This window comes from Streptomyces sp. NPDC050085 (assembly GCF_044460595.1).
Classification (GTDB): Bacteria; Actinomycetota; Actinomycetes; order Streptomycetales; family Streptomycetaceae; genus Streptomyces.
On record NZ_JBITJZ010000004.1, the window covers coordinates 33,171 to 56,485 of the forward strand.

General features: G+C 71.1%; 23 protein-coding genes. 14 read left to right on the top strand and 9 right to left on the bottom strand.

All coding sequences use genetic code 11. The features are described from left to right. Positions 1–3: 3 nt before the first annotated feature. The 3 genes from ACIBUY_RS16215 to ACIBUY_RS16225 form a co-directional block, all read right to left on the bottom strand. Positions 4–1,761 carry a cellulose synthase catalytic subunit gene (locus ACIBUY_RS16215; RefSeq protein WP_365563222.1) on the bottom strand — a complete coding sequence of 586 codons (1,758 nt, stop codon included), beginning with the start codon at positions 1,759–1,761 and terminating at the stop codon, positions 4–6. 178 nt (positions 1,762–1,939) lie between these two features. Beyond that, the gene (locus ACIBUY_RS16220) at positions 1,940–2,233 is read right to left on the bottom strand and encodes an MTH1187 family thiamine-binding protein (RefSeq protein WP_365563221.1); all 294 of its coding nucleotides are present in this window, start codon (positions 2,231–2,233) and stop codon (positions 1,940–1,942) included. Further along, positions 2,230–2,583: a DUF3817 domain-containing protein gene (locus tag ACIBUY_RS16225; protein ID WP_365563218.1), complete on the bottom strand. Its 354-nt coding sequence runs from the start codon at positions 2,581–2,583 to the stop codon at positions 2,230–2,232. Before ACIBUY_RS16225 ends, ACIBUY_RS16220 begins: the two co-directional genes overlap by 4 nt. A 144-nt stretch (positions 2,584–2,727) precedes the next feature. Here ACIBUY_RS16225 and ACIBUY_RS16230 point away from each other — a divergent pair, with 144 nt between their 5' ends. The 4 genes from ACIBUY_RS16230 (at position 2,728) to ACIBUY_RS16245 (ending at position 5,372) form a co-directional block, all read left to right on the top strand. Next, positions 2,728–3,366 (top strand): AIM24 family protein, encoded by a 639-nt coding sequence (locus tag ACIBUY_RS16230; protein WP_365563215.1) that lies wholly within the window; start codon positions 2,728–2,730, stop codon positions 3,364–3,366. After that, entirely contained in the window at positions 3,359–4,024 is a 666-nt protein-coding gene (locus ACIBUY_RS16235; RefSeq protein WP_399152893.1) for an AIM24 family protein, read from the top strand. The genes ACIBUY_RS16230 and ACIBUY_RS16235 overlap by 8 nt, the downstream gene beginning before the upstream one ends. 8 nt (positions 4,025–4,032) lie before the next feature. Further along, positions 4,033–4,812: an AIM24 family protein gene (locus ACIBUY_RS16240; RefSeq protein ID WP_365563307.1), complete on the top strand. Its 780-nt coding sequence runs from the start codon at positions 4,033–4,035 to the stop codon at positions 4,810–4,812. 83 nt (positions 4,813–4,895) lie between these two features. Further along, a complete protein-coding gene (locus tag ACIBUY_RS16245) occupies positions 4,896–5,372 on the top strand; it encodes a MarR family transcriptional regulator (RefSeq protein ID WP_365563212.1) in 477 nt (158 codons plus the stop codon). A 70-nt stretch (positions 5,373–5,442) separates the two neighbouring features. Here the strand turns inward: ACIBUY_RS16245 and ACIBUY_RS16250 are convergent, their stop codons facing one another. Then, positions 5,443–6,858, bottom strand: coding sequence for a HAMP domain-containing sensor histidine kinase (locus tag ACIBUY_RS16250; protein WP_365563210.1), 1,416 nt, complete (start codon positions 6,856–6,858; stop codon positions 5,443–5,445). Continuing rightward, entirely contained in the window at positions 6,855–7,580 is a 726-nt protein-coding gene (locus tag ACIBUY_RS16255) for a response regulator transcription factor (RefSeq protein WP_365563208.1), read from the bottom strand. The genes ACIBUY_RS16250 and ACIBUY_RS16255 overlap by 4 nt, the downstream gene beginning before the upstream one ends. 112 nt (positions 7,581–7,692) lie before the next feature. Between ACIBUY_RS16255 and ACIBUY_RS16260 the strand changes: the two genes are divergently transcribed. Next, the gene (locus tag ACIBUY_RS16260; protein WP_365563205.1) at positions 7,693–8,298 is read left to right on the top strand and encodes a PepSY domain-containing protein; all 606 of its coding nucleotides are present in this window, start codon (positions 7,693–7,695) and stop codon (positions 8,296–8,298) included. A gap of 73 nt (positions 8,299–8,371) precedes the next feature. Here the strand turns inward: ACIBUY_RS16260 and meaB are convergent, their stop codons facing one another. Together meaB and ACIBUY_RS16270 are read right to left on the bottom strand one after the other, a co-directional pair. After that, positions 8,372–9,331, bottom strand: coding sequence for a methylmalonyl Co-A mutase-associated GTPase MeaB (meaB, locus tag ACIBUY_RS16265; protein ID WP_365563203.1), 960 nt, complete (start codon positions 9,329–9,331; stop codon positions 8,372–8,374). A gap of 41 nt (positions 9,332–9,372) precedes the next feature. After that, positions 9,373–10,575, bottom strand: a complete 1,203-nt coding sequence (locus ACIBUY_RS16270; RefSeq protein ID WP_365563201.1) for an acetyl-CoA C-acetyltransferase — start codon at positions 10,573–10,575, stop codon at positions 9,373–9,375. 137 nt (positions 10,576–10,712) lie between these two features. Between ACIBUY_RS16270 and mce the strand changes: the two genes are divergently transcribed. From mce to ACIBUY_RS16310, 8 genes are all read left to right on the top strand, one after another. Next, on the top strand, positions 10,713–11,153 hold the full coding sequence (gene mce / locus ACIBUY_RS16275; RefSeq protein ID WP_365563199.1) for a methylmalonyl-CoA epimerase: 441 nt from the start codon (positions 10,713–10,715) through the stop codon (positions 11,151–11,153). Between the two features lie 260 nt (positions 11,154–11,413). Then, positions 11,414–15,289, top strand: coding sequence for a polarized growth protein Scy (scy, locus tag ACIBUY_RS16280; RefSeq protein WP_399152894.1), 3,876 nt, complete (start codon positions 11,414–11,416; stop codon positions 15,287–15,289). 193 nt (positions 15,290–15,482) lie between these two features. After that, entirely contained in the window at positions 15,483–16,418 is a 936-nt protein-coding gene (locus ACIBUY_RS16285; RefSeq protein WP_365563193.1) for a cellulose-binding protein, read from the top strand. Positions 16,419–16,519: 101 nt separating this feature from the next. Further along, on the top strand, positions 16,520–17,509 hold the full coding sequence (locus ACIBUY_RS16290; RefSeq protein ID WP_399152895.1) for an ABC transporter ATP-binding protein: 990 nt from the start codon (positions 16,520–16,522) through the stop codon (positions 17,507–17,509). Position 17,510: 1 nt separating this feature from the next. Beyond that, positions 17,511–18,278 carry an ABC transporter permease subunit gene (locus tag ACIBUY_RS16295; protein WP_365563187.1) on the top strand — a complete coding sequence of 256 codons (768 nt, stop codon included), beginning with the start codon at positions 17,511–17,513 and terminating at the stop codon, positions 18,276–18,278. A gap of 27 nt (positions 18,279–18,305) precedes the next feature. Further along, positions 18,306–19,022 (top strand): hypothetical protein, encoded by a 717-nt coding sequence (locus ACIBUY_RS16300; protein ID WP_365563185.1) that lies wholly within the window; start codon positions 18,306–18,308, stop codon positions 19,020–19,022. A 125-nt stretch (positions 19,023–19,147) separates the two neighbouring features. Further along, positions 19,148–20,347 (top strand): ABC transporter ATP-binding protein, encoded by a 1,200-nt coding sequence (locus tag ACIBUY_RS16305; protein WP_399152896.1) that lies wholly within the window; start codon positions 19,148–19,150, stop codon positions 20,345–20,347. Beyond that, a complete protein-coding gene (locus ACIBUY_RS16310; protein ID WP_365563179.1) occupies positions 20,344–21,222 on the top strand; it encodes an ABC transporter permease in 879 nt (292 codons plus the stop codon). Before ACIBUY_RS16305 ends, ACIBUY_RS16310 begins: the two co-directional genes overlap by 4 nt. A 22-nt stretch (positions 21,223–21,244) precedes the next feature. On the opposite strand, the gene ACIBUY_RS16315 is transcribed toward ACIBUY_RS16310, so the two are convergent. Next, positions 21,245–21,574 (bottom strand): ATP/GTP-binding protein, encoded by a 330-nt coding sequence (locus ACIBUY_RS16315; RefSeq protein ID WP_365563177.1) that lies wholly within the window; start codon positions 21,572–21,574, stop codon positions 21,245–21,247. 214 nt (positions 21,575–21,788) lie between these two features. On the opposite strand from ACIBUY_RS16315, the gene ACIBUY_RS16320 reads away from it, so the two are divergent. Further along, on the top strand, positions 21,789–22,823 hold the full coding sequence (locus tag ACIBUY_RS16320) for an LLM class flavin-dependent oxidoreductase (RefSeq protein ID WP_399152897.1): 1,035 nt from the start codon (positions 21,789–21,791) through the stop codon (positions 22,821–22,823). 93 nt (positions 22,824–22,916) lie between these two features. On the opposite strand, the gene ACIBUY_RS16325 is transcribed toward ACIBUY_RS16320, so the two are convergent. After that, the gene (locus ACIBUY_RS16325) at positions 22,917–23,309 is read right to left on the bottom strand and encodes an SCO5389 family protein (protein WP_365563172.1); all 393 of its coding nucleotides are present in this window, start codon (positions 23,307–23,309) and stop codon (positions 22,917–22,919) included. Positions 23,310–23,315 lie beyond the last annotated feature (6 nt).

Consider the following 23,315-nt stretch of genomic DNA (forward strand, 5'->3'; position numbering starts at 1 on the left):
GGGTCAGTTCCCTCCTGTGCTCGTGCTGGTCACCCTCGCGGGGACGGCGGCGAGGGCCGCCGGCTCGGGTTCGGCCTCCGCGGCGGGGGCGGTGCGGCGCCGGCCGACGGCCCACACCACGACCGGCGCGAGCGCGATGCACAGGGCGAGCACCGCCCACGTGCGCATCGCCACATGGGTGTGGACGAGGACGACGGAGGCCGCGAGGGACGCGGCGAGCACGGTCGCCCAGAAGAGGTGGATGCGGAACGTCAGCAGCCGGTCGGGGCTGGCGTCACCGCCCTTGGGGGTGACGACGAAGCGGCTGGGGCGGCGCAGCAGGGCGGCGCCCAGCGACTTGAGGTAGATCGGCGCGGAGATCGCCGACATCGCCATCCCGGCGAGTCCGCCCGAGCCCTCGGGCTCGTGGGGCGAGACGTTGTGCCGCCTGTTCCACAGGTAGAGCCCGATCTGGAGGGCGGCCGCGTCGCTGTAGAGCATGAGCCACACGGAGGCGGAGACTTCGGTGCCGCTCGCCCCGAACCACAGGAAGAGCACACAACTCAGCACGCCCAGCAGCCAGTTGACGGCCGTCATCGGGTAGTAGACGAGCATCATGGTGTACGAGAACAGGCGCCCGGGCGGCATCGTGAACGGTGCCTTCCAGTACTGCTTGAACAGCGTCTCGTACGTCCCTCGCGACCAGCGCATCTGCTGCGTGAAGAAGTCCGTCCAGGAGGCGGGCCCCTCGCCGACCGCGAGCACGTCGGGGGTGTAGACGGAGCGCCAGTTGTGTCCGGTGCCCGGATTCTTGTGCCGGTGGATCTCGAAGCCGGTCGCCATGTCCTCGGTGACGGAGTCGACGAGCCCGCCGATCTGCTGGAGCGTGGAGATCCGTACGACGTTGTTGGTGCCGACGAACATGGGCGCCCGGTAGCGGTTGCCCGCACGCTGGATCAGCGCGTGGAAGAGGAACTGCTGCGACTCGGCGGCCTTGGTGACCGGGGAGTCGTAGTTGCCGTACACCTGCGGGCCGACGACGAACGCGACGTCCGGGTCGCGGAAGTAGCCGAGCATGCGCTCCAGGAACTCGGGGAGCGGCACGTGGTCGGTGTCGACGGAGGCGAAGAAGTCGTAGTCGTCGCCGTGCATCGCGAGCCAGGCGTTGTAGTTGCCGTGCTTGGTGCGGGCCTTGTGGGGGCCCTTCTTCTGGTTCCACTCCGGGACGCCGAAGCGGGTGAAGTGCCGCACGCCGAGTTCGGCGCAGAGGGCCTTCGCGGAGACGTCGTTGCCCTCGTCGAGCAGCCACACGTCCAGCGGCCCGTCGTGCCTGAGGCGGACGGCGCCCTCGAGGGTGGCCCGCACCATCGCGAGGGGTTCCTTGCCGGGGACGTACGTCGTCAGGAACGCGACGCGGGTGCCGGGTTCGGCGACGACCGGGACGGGGTCCCTGGCGACCATCGTCGCGTGGGCGATGGACAGGACGTTGATGAGCATGAACAGCTCGATGAGCCCGATCGCGACGAGCATCGCGATGTCGAGCGAGACGAGCCAGCGGTCGCCGCCCTCGCGTTCCACCCAGTGGGTGGGCCACACGAGATACACGAGGAGCACCGCGGTGAGCACAGGTGCCAGGCTCATCAGCAGGACAGCGCGTATTCGGTGGGGCTCACGCGAGAGCAGCGATATGTACTGCACCTTGTAGCTGCCGTCGCGCGGCGGCTCGGTGAGCGGCCCCGCAAGCCTGCTGTAGGTGTCGTAGTCATAGCCCTCAGGCCGCACAGCGCCCTCCAGGTTCTGGTGATCCAGCGTGCCGATACCCTCACAAAAGGTGAGATTCCTCGGCGTGTCGAACCAGAAGGGGCGTACGAGTGAGGTATCAACACCCCCGGGTGACCCCGTGTCAGCAGAACGGCCCGGCACCCCCTCGGGGCACCGGGCCGGCGACGAGCACGCGCGGCTACGCGGAGAGGTGTCGCTCCACCGTCGCGACCTTGGACGTCAATCCGTCCGTCACACCCGGCCTGATGTCCGCCTTGAGCACCAGCGAGACCCGCGGAGCGCGTGCCTCCACCGCCGCGACGGCCCGCCGGACGACGTCCATGACCTCGTCCCACTCGCCCTCGACGGAGGTGAACATCGCGTCGGTGCGGTTCGGCAGGCCGGACTCGCGGACCACGCGGACCGCGTCGGCGACGTACTCCCCCACGTCCTCGCCGACCCCGAGCGGGGTCACGGAGAAGGCGACGATCATGCGTTGACCACGCCTTCCTTGCGGGCGCGGGAGGCGATCGCTGCGTTCACGGCGTTCTCGGCCTCGCGCTTGAGCTTGCGCTCGGCGAAGAAACCGCCGGTGGGCAGGACGGACAGGACGAAGTAGAGCGCGGCCTTGCCGAAGGTCCACTTCGTACGGTTCCAGGCGTCCAGCCAGAAGAGCACGTACAGGATGAACAGGACGCCGTGCACCATGCCCATCACCGGCACCGCGTCGAAGTCCGTCGTCCGCTTCAGCACCGAGCAGACGAGCAGGAGGATGAACGAGACGGCCTCGGGCGCGGAGACCAAGCGGAGGCGGCGGAGGGCGGAGGCTGTCTTGATGTCCACGGGGCACCTTCGGCAGAAGCGGAGAGCGGGGGCTGACGGGAGAACTGATTGATCTTGTGAATGCGCGCACAAGCGTTCCCCATTGTGGCATCGGGTCTTTCGGGCCCTGTCGGGGGGCTCCCCCTGCCAGCTACCTTCGACGTCGTGGCAACGTTCCGACTTCAGGGCAGCAAGATGCTGGCCGTCGACATGACGGGCGACAGCGTCAAGGCGAAGAACGGCGCGATGGTCGCCTACGACGGCCGGATGACGTTCAAGAAGCTGAGCGGGGGTGGCGAGGGGATACGGGGCATGGTGACCCGCCGCATCACGGGCGAGCAGATGACCGTGATGGAGGTGAAGGGGCAGGGCACCTGCTGGTTCGCGGACCGGGCGAGCGAGATCAACCTGGTGCAGCTCCAGGGGGACAAGCTGTACGTCGAGGCGAGCAACCTGCTGTGCACGGACGCGGGGCTGCGGACCGGCACGACGTTCACGGGGATGCGCGGCGCCTCCCAGGGCAACGGCCTCTTCACGACCACGGTCGAGGGCCACGGCCAGGCCGCGATCATGAGCGACGGGCCCGCGGTCGTGCTGCGCGTCAGCCGCGACTACCCGCTGACCGTGGACCCGGGCGCCTACATCGCGCACCAGGGAAATCTGCACCAGTCGTTCCAGTCGGGAGTCACCTTCCGTACCTTCCTGGGGGAGGGCGGCGGCGAGGCATTCCAGATCCTCTTCGAGGGCGACGGGCTCGTCTACGTACAGCCCAGTGAGCGCAACACGATCGCCGGGGATGTGTGAGATGCCGTCGGACTTCCGTGAGATCAATTCGAAGATGGTCGAGGTGACCGTCGTCCCCGGGCAGCGGCTCTACAGCCAGCGCGGCGCGATGCTCGCGTACCGCGGCGACGTCTCCTTCACCCCCAACGTCCAAGGCGGGCAAGGGGGGTTGATGTCCATGCTCGGCCGGCGGGTGGCCAATGAGGCGACCCCCTTGATGACGGTGGAGGGCAGCGGGACCGTCCTGTTCGGGCACGGCGGCCACCACGTCCAGGTGATCCATCTGTCCGGCGACACCCTGTACGTCGAGGCGGACCGGCTGCTCGCCTTCGACGGGGCGCTGCAGCAGGGAACCATGTTCATGGGCTCGCAGGGCGGCGTCATGGGCATGGTGCGCGGCCAGGTCACGGGACAGGGCCTGTTCACGACGACGCTGAAGGGGCACGGGGCGGTCGCCGTCATGGCGCACGGCGGGGTCATCGAGGTCCCGATCACACCCGGCCGCGAGGTGCACGTCGACCCGCAGGCCTACGTCGCGCACCACGGCGACGTGCGCAACAAGCTGTCCACGGCGCTGGGCTGGCGGGACATGGTGGGCCGCGGCAGCGGCGAGGCGTTCCAGCTGGAGCTCAGCGGGAGCGGTGCGGTGTACGTCCAGGCGTCGGAGGAGAAGCTGTGACACCCCACATGGCGGGCGGTCCTGTCGTGTACGACCCGATGACGCTGCCGGTCGACGACAACGTCAACAACTACACCTTCTGCGTGGAGCTCAAGAGCAGCCAGTGGTTCCTGCAGAAGGGCAAGATGATCGCCTACTACGGGCGCATGGAGTTCAACGGCATCGGGCACGGCCGCCTCGACCGTCTCGTCCGTACGTCGTTCCACTCGCCGCTGCACGCGAGCGACTGGGTGGTCGCGGAGGGCAGCGGCAAGATGCTGCTCGCGGACCGGGCCTTCGACGTGAACTCGTACGACCTGGATGACGGCAATCTGACCATCCGGGCGGGCAATCTGCTCGCTTTTCAGCCAACTCTCGCGCTCAAGCAGTCGATCGTGCCCGGCTTTCTCACACTCATTGGCACCGGCAAATTCGTGGCGGCCTCGAACGGGCCGGTGGTGTTCATGGAACCGCCGCTGCGCGTGGACCCGCAGGCGCTCGTCGGCTGGGCGGACTGCCCGTCGCCGTGCCACCACTACGACCACGGGTATCTGACGGGCGTGATCGGCGGTCTACGTGCGATGACGGGCGTCGGCGGGGTCTCCGGCGAGGAGCACCAGTTCGAGTTCGTGGGCGCCGGGACCGTACTGCTGCAGTCCAGCGAGGCGCTGATGCCGGAGCTGGCCACGGGTGACGTGCCTCACCAGGCGGGCGTTCCGGGCGGCGGACCGGGCATGGGCACAGGTCAGCCACAGGCACCGCGCCTTCCCGGACAGCTGGGAGACCTCCAGCGTCGCTTCGGGCTGTGAGCGGTAGTCTGCGGAGTGTGACGTCGAACGCGTGACCCACTCCCGTTTGTTCGCCTTTCAACTTCTTAGGTAGAATCGATTTCATGGAGACCGAAACGGCCACGCCGTGGCTGACCGACGAGGAACAGTGCGCCTGGCGCACCCACCTGGAGGTCAACAGGCTGCTGAACTACCAGCTGGAGCGAGACCTCCAGCCCTTCGGCCTGACGATGAACGACTACGAGATCCTGGTGAACCTCTCCGAGGCCGAGGACCACCGGGTGCGGATGAGCGATCTGGCTGCGGCGACCCTGCAGTCCAAGAGCCGCCTCTCGCACCAGATCACCCGCATGGAGAACGCGGGCCTGGTGCGCCGCGAGAACTGCGAGTCGGACCGGCGCGGCCTGTACACCGTGCTCACCGACTTCGGCCTCGAGACCATGCAGAAGGTCGCCCCGCACCACGTGGCGTCCGTGCGCCGGCACTTCGTCGACCTCGTGTCGCCGGAAGACCTCGGCGGCCTGAGCAAGGCGCTCGGCCCGATCGCCGACCACCTGCGTTCGCAGCGCGGCAAACCGTGACACCTGCGAATCCCCCGGGGCCGCGGCGGACCGCCGACCTTCTCCGCGACCCCGCGCGAGACGCGCTCAACTAGCACACCGGGAGCCCCAGTTCGAACAGGGCTCCGCCGTCCGGCGCCGTGCGCACCGTCAGCGTGCCACCGTGCCGGACGGCCACGTCCCGGGCGATGGCGAGGCCGAGACCCGCCCCGCCGCCGTCCCGGGACCGCGCGTCGTCGAGCCGTACGAACCGCTCGAAGATCCGCTCCCGCTCCGCCCGGGGCACCCCGTCCCCGTCATCGGCGACGGCGAGCGTCGCCCGACTCCCTTCCACGGCAAGCGTGATGCGGACGGCTGTGCGGGCGTGCCGCTGCGCGTTGTCCAGGAGATTGCCGAGCACGCGCGCCAACTGGCCCCGGGATCCCGCGACATGGGCGGTGGTCGCCGACGTACGTACGGTCACGGGGATCCGGTCGCCGGCGCGCTGGGACACCTCCTCACGGACGAGGGCCGCGAGATCGACCTCGGCGCCACCCGGCTTCTCCCCCGCGTCGAGCCGGGCGAGCAGCAGCAGATCGGCGGCGAGTTCCTGCAGGCGTACGGTGTCCTCGACCGCGCCCTCCACATCGAGCAACTCCGGGTGCGCGGCGCCGACTTCGAGCTGTGTGCGCAGGCTCGCGATCGGGCTGCGCAGCTCGTGCGAGGCGTCCGCGACGAACCGGCGCTGCCGCTCCACGGAGTCCTCGAGCGCGGCGAGCGTCTCGTTCGTCGTCCGGGCCAGGCGGGCGACCTCGTCGTGCGTGTCCGGTTCCGGTACGCGACGGGCCAGGTCCCGGGAGGCCGTGATGGCGGCCATCTCCGCACGGATGCCCTCGACGGGCCGCAGCGCGCGCCGGGTCACCAGGTACGTCACGCCACCGACCACCACGAGCAGCACCGGGAATCCGATCAGCATCGCGGTCAACGCCGTTGCCACAGCGCTCTGTTCGGCGGACAGGGGCGCACCCGCGTACACCGTCAGATCGCCGTACGCGGTGTCCTCGACCTCGACCGCCGCGAACCGGTGGTCGGCGCTGTCGCCGTCGACGGTCGCGGTGCCGTCGGTGTAGGCGGTCTTGTCGGAGACCTTCCCGTTGCCGGGGTCGTCGTCACCGTCGTCACTGTCGTCGCCGTCACCGGCGGGCGCGGCCGCTGCCGGGCGTACGTCCGTCGTGCCCGTACCCGTGATCCGCTCCAGGTCGTCGGAGACGGCCAGCAACGTGCCCTTGTCGCCCACGACTTGGACCGGCCGGTCGTCGTCCAGGTCGAGGGCGTCGGGCGCGGTGCCGGTGGCCAGGGACGTGGCGACGCGGCGGGCCGCGGAGTCGGCGGCGTTGCCCGCCTGCTCGGTGAGGTTCGCGCGCAGGGCGAGCAGGACGGCGGCCCCCGCCACCACGAGAGCGACCGCGACCACCAGGGTGGCGGCCAGCGCCGCGCGCGCCCTGACCGAGCCGAAGACCCGCCTCACCTGGGGATCTCCAGCCGGTAACCGGCGCCGCGCACGGTACGGATGAGCGAGGCGTCGAGCTTGCGGCGCAGGGCGCTGACGTAGACCTCGACGATGTTCGGATCGCCCTCGTACGCGAAGTCCCACACGTGCTCGAGGATGTCGCCCTTGGACACCACTTCGCCGGCGCGCGTCACGAGCTGCTCCAGGACGGAGAACTCCTTTGCGGTCAGGGCGACTTCACCCTCCTCGACGTGCGTGACCCGGCGGGCCGCGGTGTCCACCTCGTACGGCCCGACGGTGCGCACGGGGTTCGCGCCGCCCGCACTCCCGCGGCGCCGCAGCAGCGCTTTGACCCGGGCGACGAGGACGACGTACGAGAACGGTTTCGTCAGGTAGTCGTCGGCGCCCGTGTCGAGCCCCTCCGCCTCGTCGTACTCGCCGTCCTTCGCGGTGAGCATCAGGATCGGTACGTCGTTGCCGGCGGCGCGCAGGGCGGCGCAGACCCGGTAGCCGTTCAGGCCGGGCAGCATGATGTCGAGGACGACCAGGTCGTACGGGGACTCGCTCGCGCGGTGCAGTCCTTCGAGCCCGTCGTGGACCACGTCGACGGCGTAGCCCTCGGCGGTCAGTCCCTTGGCGAGCGACAGGGCGAGCCGCTTCTCGTCCTCCACGATCAGGAATCGAAAGGGGCGGCGCGCAGCGCCTCGGGCAGGGTGGTGGTGGGAGACGGGTGGGCGCATGTGAGCAAGGGTGGCAGGCCGTTCCTGAAGGATCCTTCAGGCTTCTTCAGCGGGGCTTCAGGATCACTCGGGCAGGTTGGTACCCAACGAACCCGACGAAGGGACCGACCTCATGAAGCGCCGTACCACCGTCATCTCCGCCGTCACCGCCGTCGCGCTGCTCGGCGGAGGCGCCGCCACCGCGGTCGCCGTCTCCGGCTCGGACTCCGACGCCGCCCGGTCCAGCGTGCACGTCGAGGACGACGGCGTGAGCGACGCGCAGGAGAACGCCGCCGAGGCCAAGGGCGCCGAGGTGAAGGCCGAGGACGCGATCGCCGCCGCCCTGAAGAACACGCGGGGCGTCGCGACCGGCGCCGACCTCGACTCCGACGACGGCCGCCTGGTCTGGGAGGTCGACATCGCGGGCGCCGACCACCGCTGGCACCACGTCGACGTCGACCCGGGCACGGGCAAGGTGCTCGGCTCGCACGTCTCGCGCGACGGGGACGGGGACCCGGCGCGCGTCGCGAAGGCCCTGCAGAACGTGCCGACGTCGGCGCGGGACGCCGCGCTCGCCGGGGCCGCCAAGGGCACCGTGACGTCCGTGGACGCCGACGACGACGGCTCGGTCCGCGTCTGGGAGGTCGAGACGACGTCGGCGAACGGGGCCCAGCAGGACTGGCACGTGGACGTCCGGTCGGGCGCGGTCACCCCGGACCGCACGTCGGACGACGACTGACAACTGGCGACTGACGACTGACGACTGACGACTGGCGACTGACGGCTGAGGGCTGGCGACTGGCCGACCGGGGTCAGCCCCCCGTCGTGAGTCCCTCCACCAGCTCGTCCGCCGCCCGGTAGGGGTCCAACTCCCCCGCCACGATCCGCTCCGCGAGTGCGCCGAGGCGGCGGTCGCCGGAGAGGTCGCCGATGCGTTCGCGCAGGGCCGTCACCGCGATCGTCTCGACCTCGCGGGCGGCCCGCGCGGCGCGGCGCTCGGTGAGTGCGCCGTGCTCCTCCATCCACGCACGGTGCTTCTCCAGCGCCTCGACGACCTCGTCGATGCCCTCGCCGCGCGCCGCGACGGTCTTCACGATCGGCGGGCGCCAGTCGCCGGGCGCGCGGGATTCGCCGAGCCCGAGCATGTGGTTGAGCTCGCGGGCGGTGGCGTCGGCGCCGTCCCGGTCCGCCTTGTTGACGACGTACACGTCGCCGATCTCCAGGATTCCGGCCTTGGCCGCCTGGATGCCGTCGCCCATGCCGGGGGCGAGCAGCACGACGCTCGTATCGGCCTGGGAGGCGATCTCGACCTCCGACTGACCGACGCCGACCGTCTCGACCAGGATCACGTCGCAGCCCGCCGCGTCCAGGACCCGGATCGCCTGGGGCGCGGCCCACGCGAGGCCGCCGAGGTGGCCGCGCGTGGCCATCGAGCGGATGTAGACGCCGGGGTCGGAGGCGTGGTCGGACATCCGGACACGGTCGCCGAGCAGCGCGCCGCCGCTGAACGGGGACGACGGGTCGACGGCCAGGACGCCGACCCGCTTCCCGGCCCGCCGGTACGCGCTCACCAGCGCCGACGTCGACGTCGACTTGCCGACGCCGGGTGATCCGGTGAGCCCGACCACGTACGCGTTCCCGGTCAGCGGGGCGAGTGCGGCCATGACCTCGCGCAGCTGCGGGGACGCCCCCTCCACCAGCGAGATCAGCCGGGCCACGGCCCGCGGCCTGCCCTCTCTCGCCTGGGCGACCAGGGTGGGGACGTCCTGCATCAACAGCTCCGTTCACTCATGCCCGTACGAACAAATGACGGTTACGCCTTGGGTACCCGCACGATGAGCGCGTCACCCTGACCGCCGCCGCCGCACAGCGCGGCCGCGCCGACACCGCCGCCGCGCCGCTTCAGCTCGAGGGCGAGGTGCAGCACGATACGGGCGCCGGACATCCCGATCGGGTGGCCGAGGGCGATCGCGCCGCCGTTGACGTTCACCTTTTCCGAGGACACGCCGAGGTCCTTCATTGACTGCACGGCGACCGCCGCGAAGGCCTCGTTGATCTCGATGAGGTCGAGGTCGTCGGCCGCGATGCCCTCCTTCTTCAGGGCGTGCGCGATGGCGTTCGACGGCTGCGACTGGAGCGAGTTGTCCGGGCCCGCCACGTTGCCGTGCGCGCCGATCTCGGCGATCCAGTCCAGGCCGAGCTCCTGCGCCTTGGCCTTGCTCATCACGACCACGGCGGCGGCGCCGTCCGAGATCTGCGACGAGGTGCCCGCGGTGATCGTGCCGTCCTTGGCGAAGGCCGGGCGCAGCTTGCCGAGGGACTCGGTGGTCGTCTCGGCGCGGATGCCCTCGTCCTTGCTGAACAGGACCGGGTCGCCCTTGCGCTGCGGGATCTCGACCGGGGTGATCTCGGCCTCGAAGATGCCGTTCTTCTGCGCGGCCGCGGCCCGCTGGTGGGAGAGCGCCGCGACCTCGTCCTGCTCGGGGCGTGCGATGCCGAGGCGGGTGTTGTGCTTCTCCGTCGAGGCGCCCATCGGGATGTTCTCGAAGGAGTCCGTCAGCCCGTCGTACGCCATCGCGTCGAGCATCTCGATCGCGCCGTACTTGTATCCCTCGCGGGACTTGGGGAGCAGGTGCGGCGCGTTCGTCATGGACTCCTGGCCGCCGGCCACGACGACGTCGAACTCGCCGGCGCGGATCAGCTGGTCGGCGAGCGCGATCGCGTCGAGGCCCGACAGGCACACCTTGTTGATGGTGAGCGCCGGGACGTTCATCGGGATGCCGCCCTTGACCGCGGCCTGGCGTGCCGGGATCTGCCCTGCCCCGGCCTGCAGCACCTGGCCCATGATCACGTACTGCACCTGGTCGCCACCGATCCCCGCACGGTCGAGGGCGGCCTTGATCGCGAAGCCGCCGAGGTCGGCTCCGGAGAAGGACTTGAGCGAACCCAGCAGTCGTCCCATGGGCGTACGTGCGCCCGCGACGATCACTGAGGTGGTACCGGTCGTTCCAGACATGAGGCACGGCCCCTTGGAAATGAGGAGTGAACGAGGGTTTACCCGAATGTACTGAGCGGTACGCCGCACGTCACCGGCCGAAGAATGTGATCGCGCGCACGTTGCGTAACCGCCGCGAACCGCGCTGCACTTACAACATGCTGACGCGAATCGACCACATCGGGATCGCCTGTCACGACCTCGACGCGACCGTCGAGTTCTACAAGGCCACGTACGGCTTCGAGGTGTTCCACTCCGAGGTCAACGAGGAGCAGGGCGTGCGCGAGGCCATGCTCAAGATCAATGAGACCAGCGACGGGGGCGCCTCCTACCTGCAGCTCCTCGAACCGACCCGGGAGGACTCCGCGGTCGGCAAGTGGCTGGCCAAGAACGGCGAGGGCGTGCACCACATCGCCTTCGGTACGGCGGACGTCGACGCGGACGCGGACGCCATCAAGGACAAGGGCGTACGCGTGCTGTACGAGGAGCCGCGGCGGGGTTCGATGGGGTCGCGGATCACGTTCCTGCACCCCAAGGACTGCCACGGCGTGCTGACCGAACTCGTCACCGCAGCACCACAGGGATCGGTGGAGCACTGACCTCCCGTTACTCGGGCCGGTAGGGTTGGGGGGCGGCTGTCGCGTGCGAGCGGATGCAAGCGGGCATGACGGGGCAGCCGTGGGCCGGGGTCCGGGTTTCGGGGGACGAAGGTCGGGGCAGTCGGGCGGCAACCAGTGAGCCCGGGGCACCGACTGCGCCGTCGTTGTCGATCTGACACCATTCCCCGGGGGCCCCGTTCGGCGGACGGTCGGGGCTCGTAAGGAAGAACTTGCGACCAGGGGACGGATGGGACCGCGCAGTGCGGGGCTACGAGAGCCAGGACGGCCACAAGCCGGCTGAGACCGACCATCTCTCGCGGTTCGAAGCCGAGATGGACCGGCTGAAGACCGAGCGGGAGAAGGCCGTCCAGCACGCCGAGGACCTGGGCTACCAGGTGGAGGTGCTGCGCGCCAAGCTGCACGAGGCGCGGCGCAACCTCGCGTCCCGCCCTGCCTATGACGGCGCCGACATCGGCTACCAGGCCGAGCAGTTGCTGCGCAACGCCCAGATCCAGGCCGAGCAGCTGCGCGCCGACGCCGAGCGCGAGCTGCGCGAGGCCCGCGCGCAGACGCAGCGCATCCTCCAGGAGCACGCGGAGCAGCAGGCCCGTCTCCAGGCGGAACTGCACAGCGAGGCGGTCAACCGGCGCCAGCAGCTCGACCAGGAGCTGGCCGAGCGCCGCCGCACCGTCGAGAACCACGTCAACGAGAACGTGCAGTGGGCCGAGCAGTTGCGCGCCCGCACCGAGCAGCAGGCCCGCCGGCTGCTCGACGAGTCCCGCGCCGAGGCCGAGCAGGCGCTCGCCACCGCCCGCGCCGAGGCCGAGCGCGTCGCCGCCGAGGCCAGCCGCCGGCTGAGCGGCGAGGCGGAGCAGGCCACCTCCCAGGCCCAGGCGCTCCTGGCCCGCGCACGGCAGGACGCCGAGCGCCTGCTGAACGCGGCGTCGACGCAGGCCCAGGAAGCCACCGACCACGCCGAGCAGTTGCGTACGTCGACGACGGCCGAGTCGGACGAGGCGCGCCGCCGGGCCTCCGAGCTGAGCCGGGCCGCCGAGCAGAAGATCGCCGAGGCGGACACCGCGCTGCGCGAGGCACGCGCCGAGGCCGAGAAGGTGCTCAGCGAGGCCAAGGAAGCGGCGACCAAGCAGCTCACGAGCGCCGAGTCGGCCAACGAGCAGCGCACGCGCACGGCCAAGGAGCAGGTGGCCCGCCTCGTCGCGGAGGCCACCAAGGAGGCCGAGACCGTCAAGGCGGACGCCGAGCAGGTCGTCGCCGACGCCCGCGCCGAGGCCGAGAAGGTGATCGCGCAGGCCAAGGAGAAGGCCCGTACGGTCACGGCGGAGGAGACCGCGGGCGAGCTCGCGAAGGCCGCCCGCACCGCCGAGGACGTGCTCAACAAGGCGTCCGAGGAAGCGAAGTCGACGACGCGGGCCGCCACCGAGGAGGCCGAGCGGATCCGTTCGGAGGCCGAGGCCGAGGCGGACCGGCTGCGCGCCGAGGCGCATGACATCTCCGAGCAGCTCAAGGGCGCGGCGAAGGACGACACCAAGGAGTACCGCGCCAAGACGGTCGAGCTGCAGGAGGAGGCGCGGCGCCTGCGCGGCGAGGCCGAGCAGCTGCGCGCCGAGGCCGTCGAGGAGGGCGAGCGGATCAGGGCCGAGGCCCGTCGCGAGGCCGTCCAGCAGATCGAGGAGGCGGCCAAGACCGCCGAGGAACTGCTGTCGAAGGCGCGCACGGACGCCGACGAGCTGCGTGCCAAGGCCGAGGCGGAGAGCGATCGCGTACGGACCGAGGCCGTCGAGCGGGCCACGTCGCTGCGCAAGCAGGCCGAGGAGACGCTGGAGCGCACGCGCGCGGAGGCCGAGCGGTACCGCACCGAGGCCGAGGAGCAGGCCGAGGCCACCAGGGCCGAGGCGGAGCGCGCCGCACAGGCCCTCAAGGAGGAGACGGAGCGCGCCCTCGACGCCCGGCAGGAGGAGGCGGCCCGCGAGCTGACCCGCCTGCACACGGAGGCCGAGGAGCGGCTGACCGCGTCGGAGACGACGCTCGCCGACGCGCGCACCGAGTCGGAGCGGCTGCGCAAGGAGGCCGCCGACGAGAGCGAGCGGCTGCGCACCGAGGCCGCCGAGCGCGTACGGACGTTGCAGGCGCAGGCCGAGGCGGAGGCCGAGCGGCTGCGCACGGAGGCCGCGTCGGACGCCTCGACGACCCGTTCCGAGGCGGAGAACATCGCCGTACGCCTGCGGTCCGAGGCCGCGGCCGAGGCGGAGCGGCTCAAGACCGAGGCGCAGGAGTCCGCCGACCGGATGCGCGGCGAGGCGCAGTCCGCGGCCGAGCGGATCGCCGCGGAGGCCGCCGAGACGCTGGCCGCCGCACAGGAGGAGGCCGGACGCAGGCGCCGCGAGGCCGAGGAGACGCTCGGCAGCGCGCGCCAGGAGGCCGACCAGGAGCGCGAGCGGGCCCGCGAGCAGAGCGAGGAGCTGCTCGCCGTCGCCCGCGCCCGCGTCGAGGAGGCCCAGACCGAGGCGACGCGCCTCGTCGAGGAGGCCGACCGGCGGGCGACCGAGCTGGTGTCCGCCGCCGAGCAGACCGCCCAGCAGGTCCGCGACTCGGTGGCCGGGCTGCAGGAGCAGGCGCAGGAGGAGATCTCCGGACTGCGCAGCGCCGCCGAGCACGCGGCGGAGCGCACGAAGCAGGAGGCGCAGGAGGAGGCCGACCGGGTCCGCTCGGACGCGTACGCGGAGCGCGAGCGCGCCGCCGAGGACGCGAACCGGGTCCGTGCCGAGGCCACCACGGAGTCGGAGGCCGCCAAGTCCCTTGCGGAGCGCACCGTTTCGGACGCGATCGCGGAGGCGGAGCGGCTGCGCTCGGACGCCTCCGAGCACGCCCAGCGGGTGCGCACGGAGGTCGCGGACCTGCGGACCTCGGCCGACCAGGACGCCTCCCGTACGCGCGCCGAGGCCCGCGAGGACGCCAACCGGATCAGGTCGGACGCGGCCGCGCAGGCCGACACCCTGATCACCGAGGCGACGTCCGAGGCCGAGCGCCTGACCACCGAGACGCAGACCGAGACGGACCGGCTGCGCGCCGAGTCCGTGGCGAAGGCCGAGAAGCTGATCTCGGACGCGACCGGGGACGCGGAGCGGCTGCGCGCCGAGGCCGCCGAGACGGTCGCCTCCGCGCAGCAGCACGCCGAGCGGATCCGCACGGACTCCGAGCGCGTGAAGGCGGACGCCGCGCAGGAGGCCGAGCGCATCACGACGGCCGCGCGCGACGAGGCCGAGCGCACCCTGGACGAGGCCCGCCAGGACGCCAACAGGCGGCGTACGGAGGCCGCGGAGCAGGTCGACAAGCTCATCACGGAGTCCGCCGCCGAGGCCGACAAGCTGACGCGCGAGGCCCAGGAGGCGGCGCAGAAGACGACGGCGGACGCGGAGGCGCAGGCCGACACGATGGTCGGCGCGGCCCGCACGGAGGCGGACCGCCTGATCTCCGAGGGCACGGTCGAGGGCAACGCGCTGGTGGAGAAGGCCCGTACGGATGCGGACGAACTGCTCGTCGGCGCCCGCCGGGACGCGACCCAGATAAGGGAGCGCGCCGAGGAGCTGCGCGACCGCATCACGGGCGAGATCGAGGAGCTGCACGAGCACGCGCGCCGCGAGTCGGCGGAGGCCATGAAGAACGCGGGCGAGCGGTGCGACGCGCTGGTCAAGGCCGCGGAGGAGCAGCTGACCGAGGCGCAGACCAAGGCCAAGGACCTGCTCAACGACGCCAATTCGGAGGCCGGCAAGGTCCGTATCGCCGCCGTGAAAAAGGCCGAGGGGCTGCTCAAGGAGGCCGAGCAGAAAAAGGCCGATCTCACGCGCGAGGCCGAAAGGATCAAGGCCGACGCGGAAGTCGAGGCCGCGGCCATGATCGAAAAGGGTCAGCGCGAGCTGGACGTGCTGGTCCGTCGGCGCGAGGACATCAATGCCGAGATCTCCCGTGTCCAGGACGTGCTGGAGGCGTTGGAATCTTTTGAGGCGCCGTCCGGCGGGGGCAAGACGCCATCCAATAGCGGCTCCGCCGCGGGTGGCGTCAAGGCGGGCGCGACGGCAGGGGCCACACGTTCGAGTGGCAAGGGCGCCGAGGGCTAGCCAGGAGGGCAACTGACGTGCTCAGCAAGGACCTTCGGCCCTTCATCTGGCAAGTACTCCGCCGCCACGCCACTCAAAAGGGGTGACATTCTAGAGCTGAAGCCAGATCAAACGGGCATCTGCTCGATGACACGCCGCTTGGACCCCTAGGATTCCCTCTATCACCTCACCGGTCTCATTCGACAGGAACCCCATGAGCGACACTTCCCCCTACGGCTTCGAGCTTGTGCGGCGTGGGTACGACCGCGCTCAGGTGGACGAACGAATCTCCAAGCTCGTCTCCGACCGTGACAGCGCTCTTGCTCGAATCACTGCTCTGGAAAAGCGCATCGAGGAACTCCACCTCGAGACGCAGAACGCACAGGCGCAGGTGAACGACGCGGAGCCGTCGTACGCCGGCCTCGGCGCCCGCGTCGAGAAGATCCTCCGCCTCGCCGAGGAGGAGGCGAAGGACCTGCGCGAGGAGGCCCGCCGGGCCGCCGAGCAGCACCGCGAGCTCGCCGAGTCGGCGGCCCAGCAGGTGCGCAACGACGCGGAGTCGTTCGCCGCCGAGCGCAAGTCCAAGGCCGAGGACGAGGGCGTCCGGATCGTCGAGAAGGCCAAGGGCGAGGCGGGCGCGCTGCGCACCGAGGCCCAGAAGGACGCGCAGCAGAAGCGCGAGGAGGCCGACGCCCTCTTCGAGGAGACCCGCGCCAAGGCCGCCCAGGCCGCCGCGGACTTCGAGACGAACCTGGCCAAGCGCCGCGAGCAGTCGGAGCGCGACCTGGCATCGCGTCAGGCCAAGGCCGAGAAGCGCCTCGCGGAGATCGAGCACCGCGCCGAGCAGCTCCGTCTCGAGGCGGAGAAGCTGCGCACCGACGCCGAGCGTCGTGCCCGGCAGACGGTGGAGACCGCGCAGCGCCAGGCCGAGGACATCGTCGCCGATGCCAACGCCAAGGCGGACCGTATCCGCAGCGAATCGGAGCGCGAGCTGGCGGCGCTGACGAACCGCCGCGACTCGATCAACGCCCAGCTGACGAACGTGCGCGAAATGCTGGCCACGCTCACGGGTGCGGCTGTCGCCGCCGCCGGTGCGCCGGTCGAGGACGAGCCGATCTCGCGCGGGGTGCCCGCGCAGCAGTCCCGCTAGTCCGATCCGGCGTCCGACCGGGCGTCCGATCCAGCGTCAAGGCCAGAGCCCCCTGCCCCATCTAAGTGGCAGGGGGCTTTTGCCCGTTTTAGCGTGGCTCCATGATCGAGCTCGAGGGGCTGACCAAGCGGTACGGCGAGAAGACGGCCGTCAACAATCTGACGTTCACCGTGCGGCCGGGCATCGTCACCGGCTTCCTCGGACCGAACGGCGCGGGCAAGTCGACCACCATGCGCATGATGCTGGGCCTCGACAACCCGTCCGCCGGGACCGTGCGCATCGACGGCAAGCACTACGCCCAGCTGAAGGACCCCCTCAAGTACATCGGGGCGCTCCTCGACGCCAAGGCGATGCACGGCGGCCGCAGCGCCTTCAACCACCTGCTGTGCCTCGCGCAGTCCAACGGCATCCCGCGCAGCCGCGTCAACGAGGTCCTGGACACGGTCGGCCTCACCGCGGTCGCGAAGAAGAAGGCCAAGGGCTTCTCGCTCGGCATGGGCCAGCGGCTCGGCATCGCGGGCGCCCTCCTCGGCGACCCGCAGATCCTGATGTTCGACGAGCCGGTCAACGGGCTCGACCCCGAGGGCATCCACTGGATCCGCAACCTGATGAAGTCCCTCGCGGCGGCGGGCCGCACCGTCTTCGTCTCCTCGCACCTCATGAGCGAAATGGCGCTCACCGCCGACCACTTGGTGGTCATCGGCCAGGGCCGCCTGCTCGCCGACACCTCCATGGCGGACTTCATCCGCGACAACTCGCGCAGTTACGTGCGTCTGCGCTCCCCGCAGCGCGAGCGCCTCCTCGACGTCCTGCACCAGGCGGGCATCACGGTCGTCGAGTCCGGCAACGGCTGTCTGGAGGTCGACGGCGGCTCCCCCGAGCAGCTCGGCGAGCTCGCCGCGAGCCACCAGCTCGTCCTGCACGAACTCAGCCCCCAGCAGGCCTCGCTGGAAGAGGCGTTCATGCAGCTGACGGCGGAGTCGGTCGAGTACCACGCGCACACCGGCACGCCCGTCGACGGCGGTGCGCAGCCCGCGCCGCCGCAGGGCTGGGGCGAGACCTGGCAGAACAACGACAAGAAGGGGGCCTGAGATGCCCGCGGCGCAGGTCCTCCGGTCCGAATGGACCAAGATCAAGTCAGTGAACTCGACGGCGTGGACGCTCGCCCTCGCCGTGATCTTCTCGGTCGGGCTCGGCGCGTTGATCAGCGCGCTGACCAAGAACGACTTCAAGAACCTGTCCGTCGAGGACAAGCTGACCTTCGACCCGACGTTCATCTCGTTCTCCGGACTCAGCCTCGGCCAGCTCGCCCTGGTGGTCTTCGGGGTCCTCGTGGTGGCCAGCGAGTACAGCACGGGCATGATCCGCACCTCGCTCGCGGCGGTCCCGCAGCGCGGCACGTACCTGTTCTCCAAGGTGGCCGTCGCGGCGCTGCTCACCCTGGTCGTCGCGCTGATCACGGCCTTCGCCTCGTTCTTCCTCGGCCAGGCGATGCTGGGCGACCACCACACGACGCTCAGCGCACCGAACGTCCTGCGCGCCGTCCTCGGAGCCGCCCTCTACATGACCCTGATGGCGATGTTCTCCATGGGCGTCGCCTCGATGCTCCGCTCCCCCATGCTGGCCCTCGGCATCCTGATGCCGTTCTTCTTCCTGGTCTCCCCCATCCTCAACAGCGTCTCGGCCACCAAGAAGGTCGCCCGCTACTTCCCCGACCAGGCGGGCCAGCGCATGATGCAGGTCGTCACGCCGAACGACGACGTCCCCTACGGCCCCCTGGGCGGCCTCGCGATCCTCCTGGTGTGGGTCGCCGCGTCGTTGCTCGTCGGCTACGTCCTGCTGAAGAAGCGGGACGCCTGACGCGGGCGCGGGCTAGTCTGCGGCGCCATGGCGCACACGGAACCCGGCCGCACCCTCCGCACCTTCCGCACCCTCGAGGCCCTCGGCTACGACACGGTCCCCGCCCTGGCCCCGCTCACCTACCCGGGCCGTCCGGTGACGGCCCCCTCCCTGCTGCTCGGCGACGAGCTCCACGACCTCGACCCCGGTGACCTGCCCCGCTGGACCACGGACCGCACCCCGGTCCTGGCCGTCGGCTCCAACGCCTCCCCGGCGCAGGTCGCGCACAAGCTCGGGCGGCTCGGGCTGCCGGTGGCCGTGCCGATGGTGCCGATGACCGTGCGCGGCATCGGCGTCGGCTGCTCCGCCCACATCGGGCGCAACGGATACGTGGCGGCGGCCCCGTACGACGAGCCCGGGGCCGTCCGCACGCTCGTCGTCTCCTGGCTCGACGCCGCCCAGCTGGCGGCCGTCGACGCCACCGAGCTGCCCAACTACCAGCGGCTGCCGGTCCCCGACGCCCCCGTCCCCGGACTCCAGCTGTACGTCAGTGAGCACGGCGTCCTGCGCGATCCCGCCACCGGTGGCCCGCGCCCCGGCGGCGGCGACCAGGCGGCTCTGCTCACCGCCCTCATGGCCGGAACCCCGGCACTGCACACCCTGCTCGGGCCGACCCCGGCGGACTGGGTACGCCGGGCCGCCGCCCGTGCCGACGTACGGGACGAGGGCACGCGGCTGCTCCGCGCACTGGCCGTGCACCACTGAACCCTTTACTCACTCTTGGCCGGAACCGTCAGCTCCCGGATATCCTCCTAAGCCTTACGGGGGGCGTGCGCCCCGACGTCCCGCGCTCGTCCGGCCGGGGCAGAACCTTCCGATGGGTGCGGAGAATGATCGAGGCAGTCGGCCTGACGAAGCGCTACGGCGCGAAGACAGCCGTGTACAACCTTTCCTTCCAGGTACGGCCGGGGACCGTCACCGGCTTCCTCGGACCCAACGGTTCGGGCAAGTCGACGACGATGCGCATGATCCTCGGCCTCGACCAGCCGACGTCCGGTCACGTGACCATCGGCGGCTACCCGTACAGCAAGCTTCCGAACGCGCCGCGCCAGGTCGGCGCGCTGCTCGACGCCAAGGCGATGCACGGCGGCCGGCACGCCCGCAACCACCTGCTGTGCCTGGCCCAGCTGGCCGGCATCCCGGCCCGCCGGGTCGACGAGGTGCTGGGCGTCGTGGGCCTCCAGGAAGTCGCCAAGAAGCGCTCCAAGGGCTTCTCGCTCGGCATGGGCCAGCGGCTCGGCATCGCGGCCGCGCTCCTCGGCGACCCGCAGGTCCTGCTCTTCGACGAGCCGGTCAACGGGCTCGACCCCGAAGGCATCCTCTGGGTCCGCAATCTCATGAAGTCGCTCGCCGCCGAAGGCCGTACGGTCTTCGTCTCCTCGCACCTGATGAGCGAAATGGCGCTCACCGCCGAGCACTTGATCGTCATCGGGCGCGGGCAGCTGCTCGCCGACATGAGCGTCAGGGACTTCATCTCGCACAACTCGGCCGACTTCGCCCGGGTCCGTACCCCCGACAGCGAGCCGCAGCAGCGCGAGAAGCTGAGCGCCGCGCTGACCGAGGCCGGTGGCCAGGTGCTGCCCGAGCAGGACGGGGCGCTGCGCGTCACGGGCCTGCCGCTGCCCCGCATCAGCGACCTCGCGCACGGCGCGGACGTCCGCCTCTGGGAGCTCTCCCCGCACCAGGCGTCGCTGGAGGAGGCGTACATGCGGATGACGCAGGGCGCCGTCGACTACCGCTCCACCATCGACCAGCGGGCGGGCCTGCAGCAGCCGGTGCAGCCGATGCAGCCGGGCATGATGCCGCCGCAGCAGCACATGCCGGTGCCCGGCCAGGGCCAGCCGGGCTGGTACGCCCCGCCGCCGCCCCAGGCGCAGCCGCAGCCCCTTCAGCAGCAGCCGGTCGCGGACCAGCAGAACCCGTACGCGGCCGCTCCGCCCGCGCCGCAGCCGCCCGCCGCCGCTCCGGCCCCGACCCCGGCCCCGGCCCCGGCCCCGGCCCCGACGACCATGGACAAGGACGCCCGATGAGCACGCCGCCCCCGCCCTACGCCGCCCCGCAGCAGCCCCCGGCGACGCCCGACTGGCAGGCGGCCCCGGCCGGACCCGGGTACACCTCGCCGATCCCCGTGCGCCGCGCGCACCTCGGCGACGCACTCGCCTCGGAGTGGACGAAGATCCGCTCCGTGCGCTCCACGATGTGGACGCTCGGCGTGATGATCGTGCTGATGCTCGGCATCGGCCTGGCCTCGGCGGCGGTCGTCTCCGCCGCCGACACCACGAAGCCCAACTCCGACGAGGTGCTCGGCCTCGGCTTCTTCGGTGTGCTGCTCGGCAGCATCTGCGTGATGACCCTCGGCGTCCTGACCATCGCGTCGGAGTACGGCACGGGCATGATCCGTACGACGATGACGGCCTGCTCCAGCCGCAGCCGGGTGCTCGCCGCCAAGGCGATCGTCTTCTTCGGCCTCGTCTTCGTCCTGACCACGGTCCTCGCGGGCGTGGTCGGCGCGCTCCAGGTGAGCATCCTGGACGTGGAGTCGCCGGACGGCTCGGCCTGGCTCAAGGCGACCGTCGGCGTCGGCCTGTTCGTCGCGCTGCTCGGGCTGCTCGGCCTCGCCATGGGCACGCTGGTGCGGCACTCGGCGGGCGCGATCACCATCATGATCGGCGTCGTGCTGCTGCCGCTGGTGCTCGCGATGTTCATGTTCTCGGAGTCGCTGAAGGACCTGCAGCAGGCCCTGTTCGAGTACTCGGTCCCGAGCCAGCTCGCGGTGCTCTACGGAAACGCGGTGTCCGGCTCCGACTCGGGCCCGACCGGCTGGGACCCGCTGTGGATCATCCTCGTGATCACGGGCGTGGCCATCGGCGGCGCGTTCGCGACGCTCAACAGCCGCGACGTGTAAGGCAGTTGCTCTGCGTTCCCGGTCAGTACCGGGGCGCGTTCCTGGACCGCTGCACCTTCGTGGTGCGGCGGTCCTTCGCGTTCCAGCACGCCTTGTGCCAGTGCCGCCGGTCGTCCACGCCGCCGAACTCCGGCCAGGCCACGACATGCGCGACCCCGGACGCGATCTCCTGGTCGCAGCCGGGGCAGCGGTACGTCTTGCCGGCGGCGCTCGCCCCCGCGACGTGGCGCACGCTCCACTCCTCGCCCTGCCAGCTCTCGGTGGACTGGAACCCGCCGTAGCGCCGCCCCTCGTCCTCGCTGCTGCCGGTGGACGACCCGGCGGCCTTCGGGCGGTTGCGACGCGGGGACACGGCTCACCTCACGGGGTGTACGTACGGGGTAGGGGGTCGGGTCAAGCGTACGCCGACGGCTCAGGGGTACTCGCCGGGCTCACCCCTTGCACCCCCGCCGAGATTCTCCGGAAAATCTGCCAATCTTCATGCCAAGCCGTGTCTTTGGCACTTGCCAACCGTTAATGCCTTACAGGGGGAGTGCCCGCGTCGGTGCCAAGGAGGCAGGAGTGCGATGCGCGTAGGAACTTTTGTACTGGCCGCTCAGTTCCCGGGCCAGGGCCAGGGGGAGGCACTGCACCGCGCGGTGCGGTCGGCCGAGGTGGCCGAAGAGGCGGGCCTGGACGCGGTGTGGCTCGCCGAGCACCACTTCGTGCCGTACGGGACGTGCCCGTCGGCCATCACGCTGGCCGCGCTGCTGCTCGGCCGCACCCACCGCATCCGGGTCGGCACCGCGGTCAGCGTGCTGCCGACCGCCCATCCCGTGGCCCTCGGCGAGCAGGCGGCGCTGCTGCACCTCACCTCGGGCGGGCGGTTCTCGCTGGGCGTGGGGCGGGGCGGACCGTGGGTGGACCTGGAGGTGTTCGGGGCGGGCCTGGAGGCGTACGAGCAGGGCTTCCCGGAATCGCTCGACCTGCTCCTGCGCTGGCTTCGCGCATCCCGTGTGGCGGGCGAGGGGGATCGATTCGCCTTCCGGGAGGTCCCCGTCGTGCCCCGCCCCGCGGAGGCGATAGGCGGCACGGACCCGGCGGGTCCCGAGGTCGTCGTCGCCTGTACGTCGCCCAAGAGCGTGCGGCTCGCCGCCGAGCGCGGGCTTCCGATGCTGCTCGGCATGCACTGCGGGGACGAGGACAAGGCGGAGATGGTCGCCCTGTGGCGGCGCTGCGCGCGCGAGGCCGGACGCTCGCCCGAGGAGATCCTCTCCGCGCCCCACGTGTCCGCCGGTGTCGCCCAGATCAGTGACCGCGGGACGGAGGCCGCGGAGGCACTCCTGAAGGCGATGCCGGGCTGGCTGAAGCAGGGCCTGGACGCCCATGTGACGGTCGACGGACGGAAGCGGGCGATGCGCGACCCGCGCGCGTACACGGAGCTGCTGTGCGGTCTGCACCCGGTCGGCACCCCGCAGTTGTGCGCGGACCGGCTCGCCGCCACGTCGGAGCGGACCGGCATCTCCCGGTTCGCCCTGCTCGTGGAGGGCTCGGGCGACCTCGCGGCGACGGAGGAGAACGTGCGACGGCTCGGCGCCGAGGTCCTGCCCCAACTGGGTTGACCTCACCCGCAGTTGAGCCGCAATGCCTGCCGTCCCGTACAGATGCACCTCCCGCGCACGGGACGACAGGCAGTGGAACTACGGCATCAGCCGTCAGCAGTCACGAAGCTCCGGTGACTGGTTGAGCAGCTGGTTGCGGGCCGAGGTGAAGCGGGCCAGCGTCCCGTCCACCGCCGGGTCCTGCGGGAACACCGCGACCCGGTGGCAGTTCTGGAAAGCGAGCCGCACACCGAAGTGCCGCTGCAGTGCGCCACGTATCGCGTCACTCGCGAGCGCACGCAGCAACTGCCCACGTGCCTGCTCGTCCGGCGGCGGCGTCTGGTTGTCGGCGAACTCTCCGCCGTCGACCTTCAGCTGGGCCACCAGGGAGCTGATCATCTCCCACGCGTAAGGCAGGGAGGTCCGGACGCAGTCGACGAAGTCCGCTTCGTCAACCTCGCCTCGCTCGGCCTGTTCCAACAGTGCCGGTGAGACGTCGAGCGACATGGGTAC

What these genes read in the sequence shown, in the direction of transcription:
- ACIBUY_RS16270 (WP_365563201.1), bottom strand. Translation starts at nt 10,575, where the DNA reads ATGTCTGGAACGACCGGTACCACCTCAGTGATCGTCGCGGGCGCACGT.
- ACIBUY_RS16240 (WP_365563307.1), top strand. Translation starts at nt 4,033, where the DNA reads ATGGCGGGCGGTCCTGTCGTGTACGACCCGATGACGCTGCCGGTCGAC.
- ACIBUY_RS16220 (WP_365563221.1), bottom strand. Translation starts at nt 2,233, where the DNA reads ATGATCGTCGCCTTCTCCGTGACCCCGCTCGGGGTCGGCGAGGACGTG.
- ACIBUY_RS16260 (WP_365563205.1), top strand. Translation starts at nt 7,693, where the DNA reads ATGAAGCGCCGTACCACCGTCATCTCCGCCGTCACCGCCGTCGCGCTG.
- ACIBUY_RS16245 (WP_365563212.1), top strand. Translation starts at nt 4,896, where the DNA reads ATGGAGACCGAAACGGCCACGCCGTGGCTGACCGACGAGGAACAGTGC.
- ACIBUY_RS16320 (WP_399152897.1), top strand. Translation starts at nt 21,789, where the DNA reads ATGCGCGTAGGAACTTTTGTACTGGCCGCTCAGTTCCCGGGCCAGGGC.
- ACIBUY_RS16235 (WP_399152893.1), top strand. Translation starts at nt 3,359, where the DNA reads ATGTGTGAGATGCCGTCGGACTTCCGTGAGATCAATTCGAAGATGGTC.
- ACIBUY_RS16285 (WP_365563193.1), top strand. Translation starts at nt 15,483, where the DNA reads ATGAGCGACACTTCCCCCTACGGCTTCGAGCTTGTGCGGCGTGGGTAC.
- mce (WP_365563199.1), top strand. Translation starts at nt 10,713, where the DNA reads ATGCTGACGCGAATCGACCACATCGGGATCGCCTGTCACGACCTCGAC.
- ACIBUY_RS16290 (WP_399152895.1), top strand. Translation starts at nt 16,520, where the DNA reads ATGATCGAGCTCGAGGGGCTGACCAAGCGGTACGGCGAGAAGACGGCC.
- ACIBUY_RS16255 (WP_365563208.1), bottom strand. Translation starts at nt 7,580, where the DNA reads ATGCGCCCACCCGTCTCCCACCACCACCCTGCCCGAGGCGCTGCGCGC.
- ACIBUY_RS16325 (WP_365563172.1), bottom strand. Translation starts at nt 23,309, where the DNA reads ATGTCGCTCGACGTCTCACCGGCACTGTTGGAACAGGCCGAGCGAGGC.
- ACIBUY_RS16305 (WP_399152896.1), top strand. Translation starts at nt 19,148, where the DNA reads ATGATCGAGGCAGTCGGCCTGACGAAGCGCTACGGCGCGAAGACAGCC.
- meaB (WP_365563203.1), bottom strand. Translation starts at nt 9,331, where the DNA reads ATGCAGGACGTCCCCACCCTGGTCGCCCAGGCGAGAGAGGGCAGGCCG.
- ACIBUY_RS16295 (WP_365563187.1), top strand. Translation starts at nt 17,511, where the DNA reads ATGCCCGCGGCGCAGGTCCTCCGGTCCGAATGGACCAAGATCAAGTCA.
- ACIBUY_RS16300 (WP_365563185.1), top strand. Translation starts at nt 18,306, where the DNA reads ATGGCGCACACGGAACCCGGCCGCACCCTCCGCACCTTCCGCACCCTC.
- ACIBUY_RS16310 (WP_365563179.1), top strand. Translation starts at nt 20,344, where the DNA reads ATGAGCACGCCGCCCCCGCCCTACGCCGCCCCGCAGCAGCCCCCGGCG.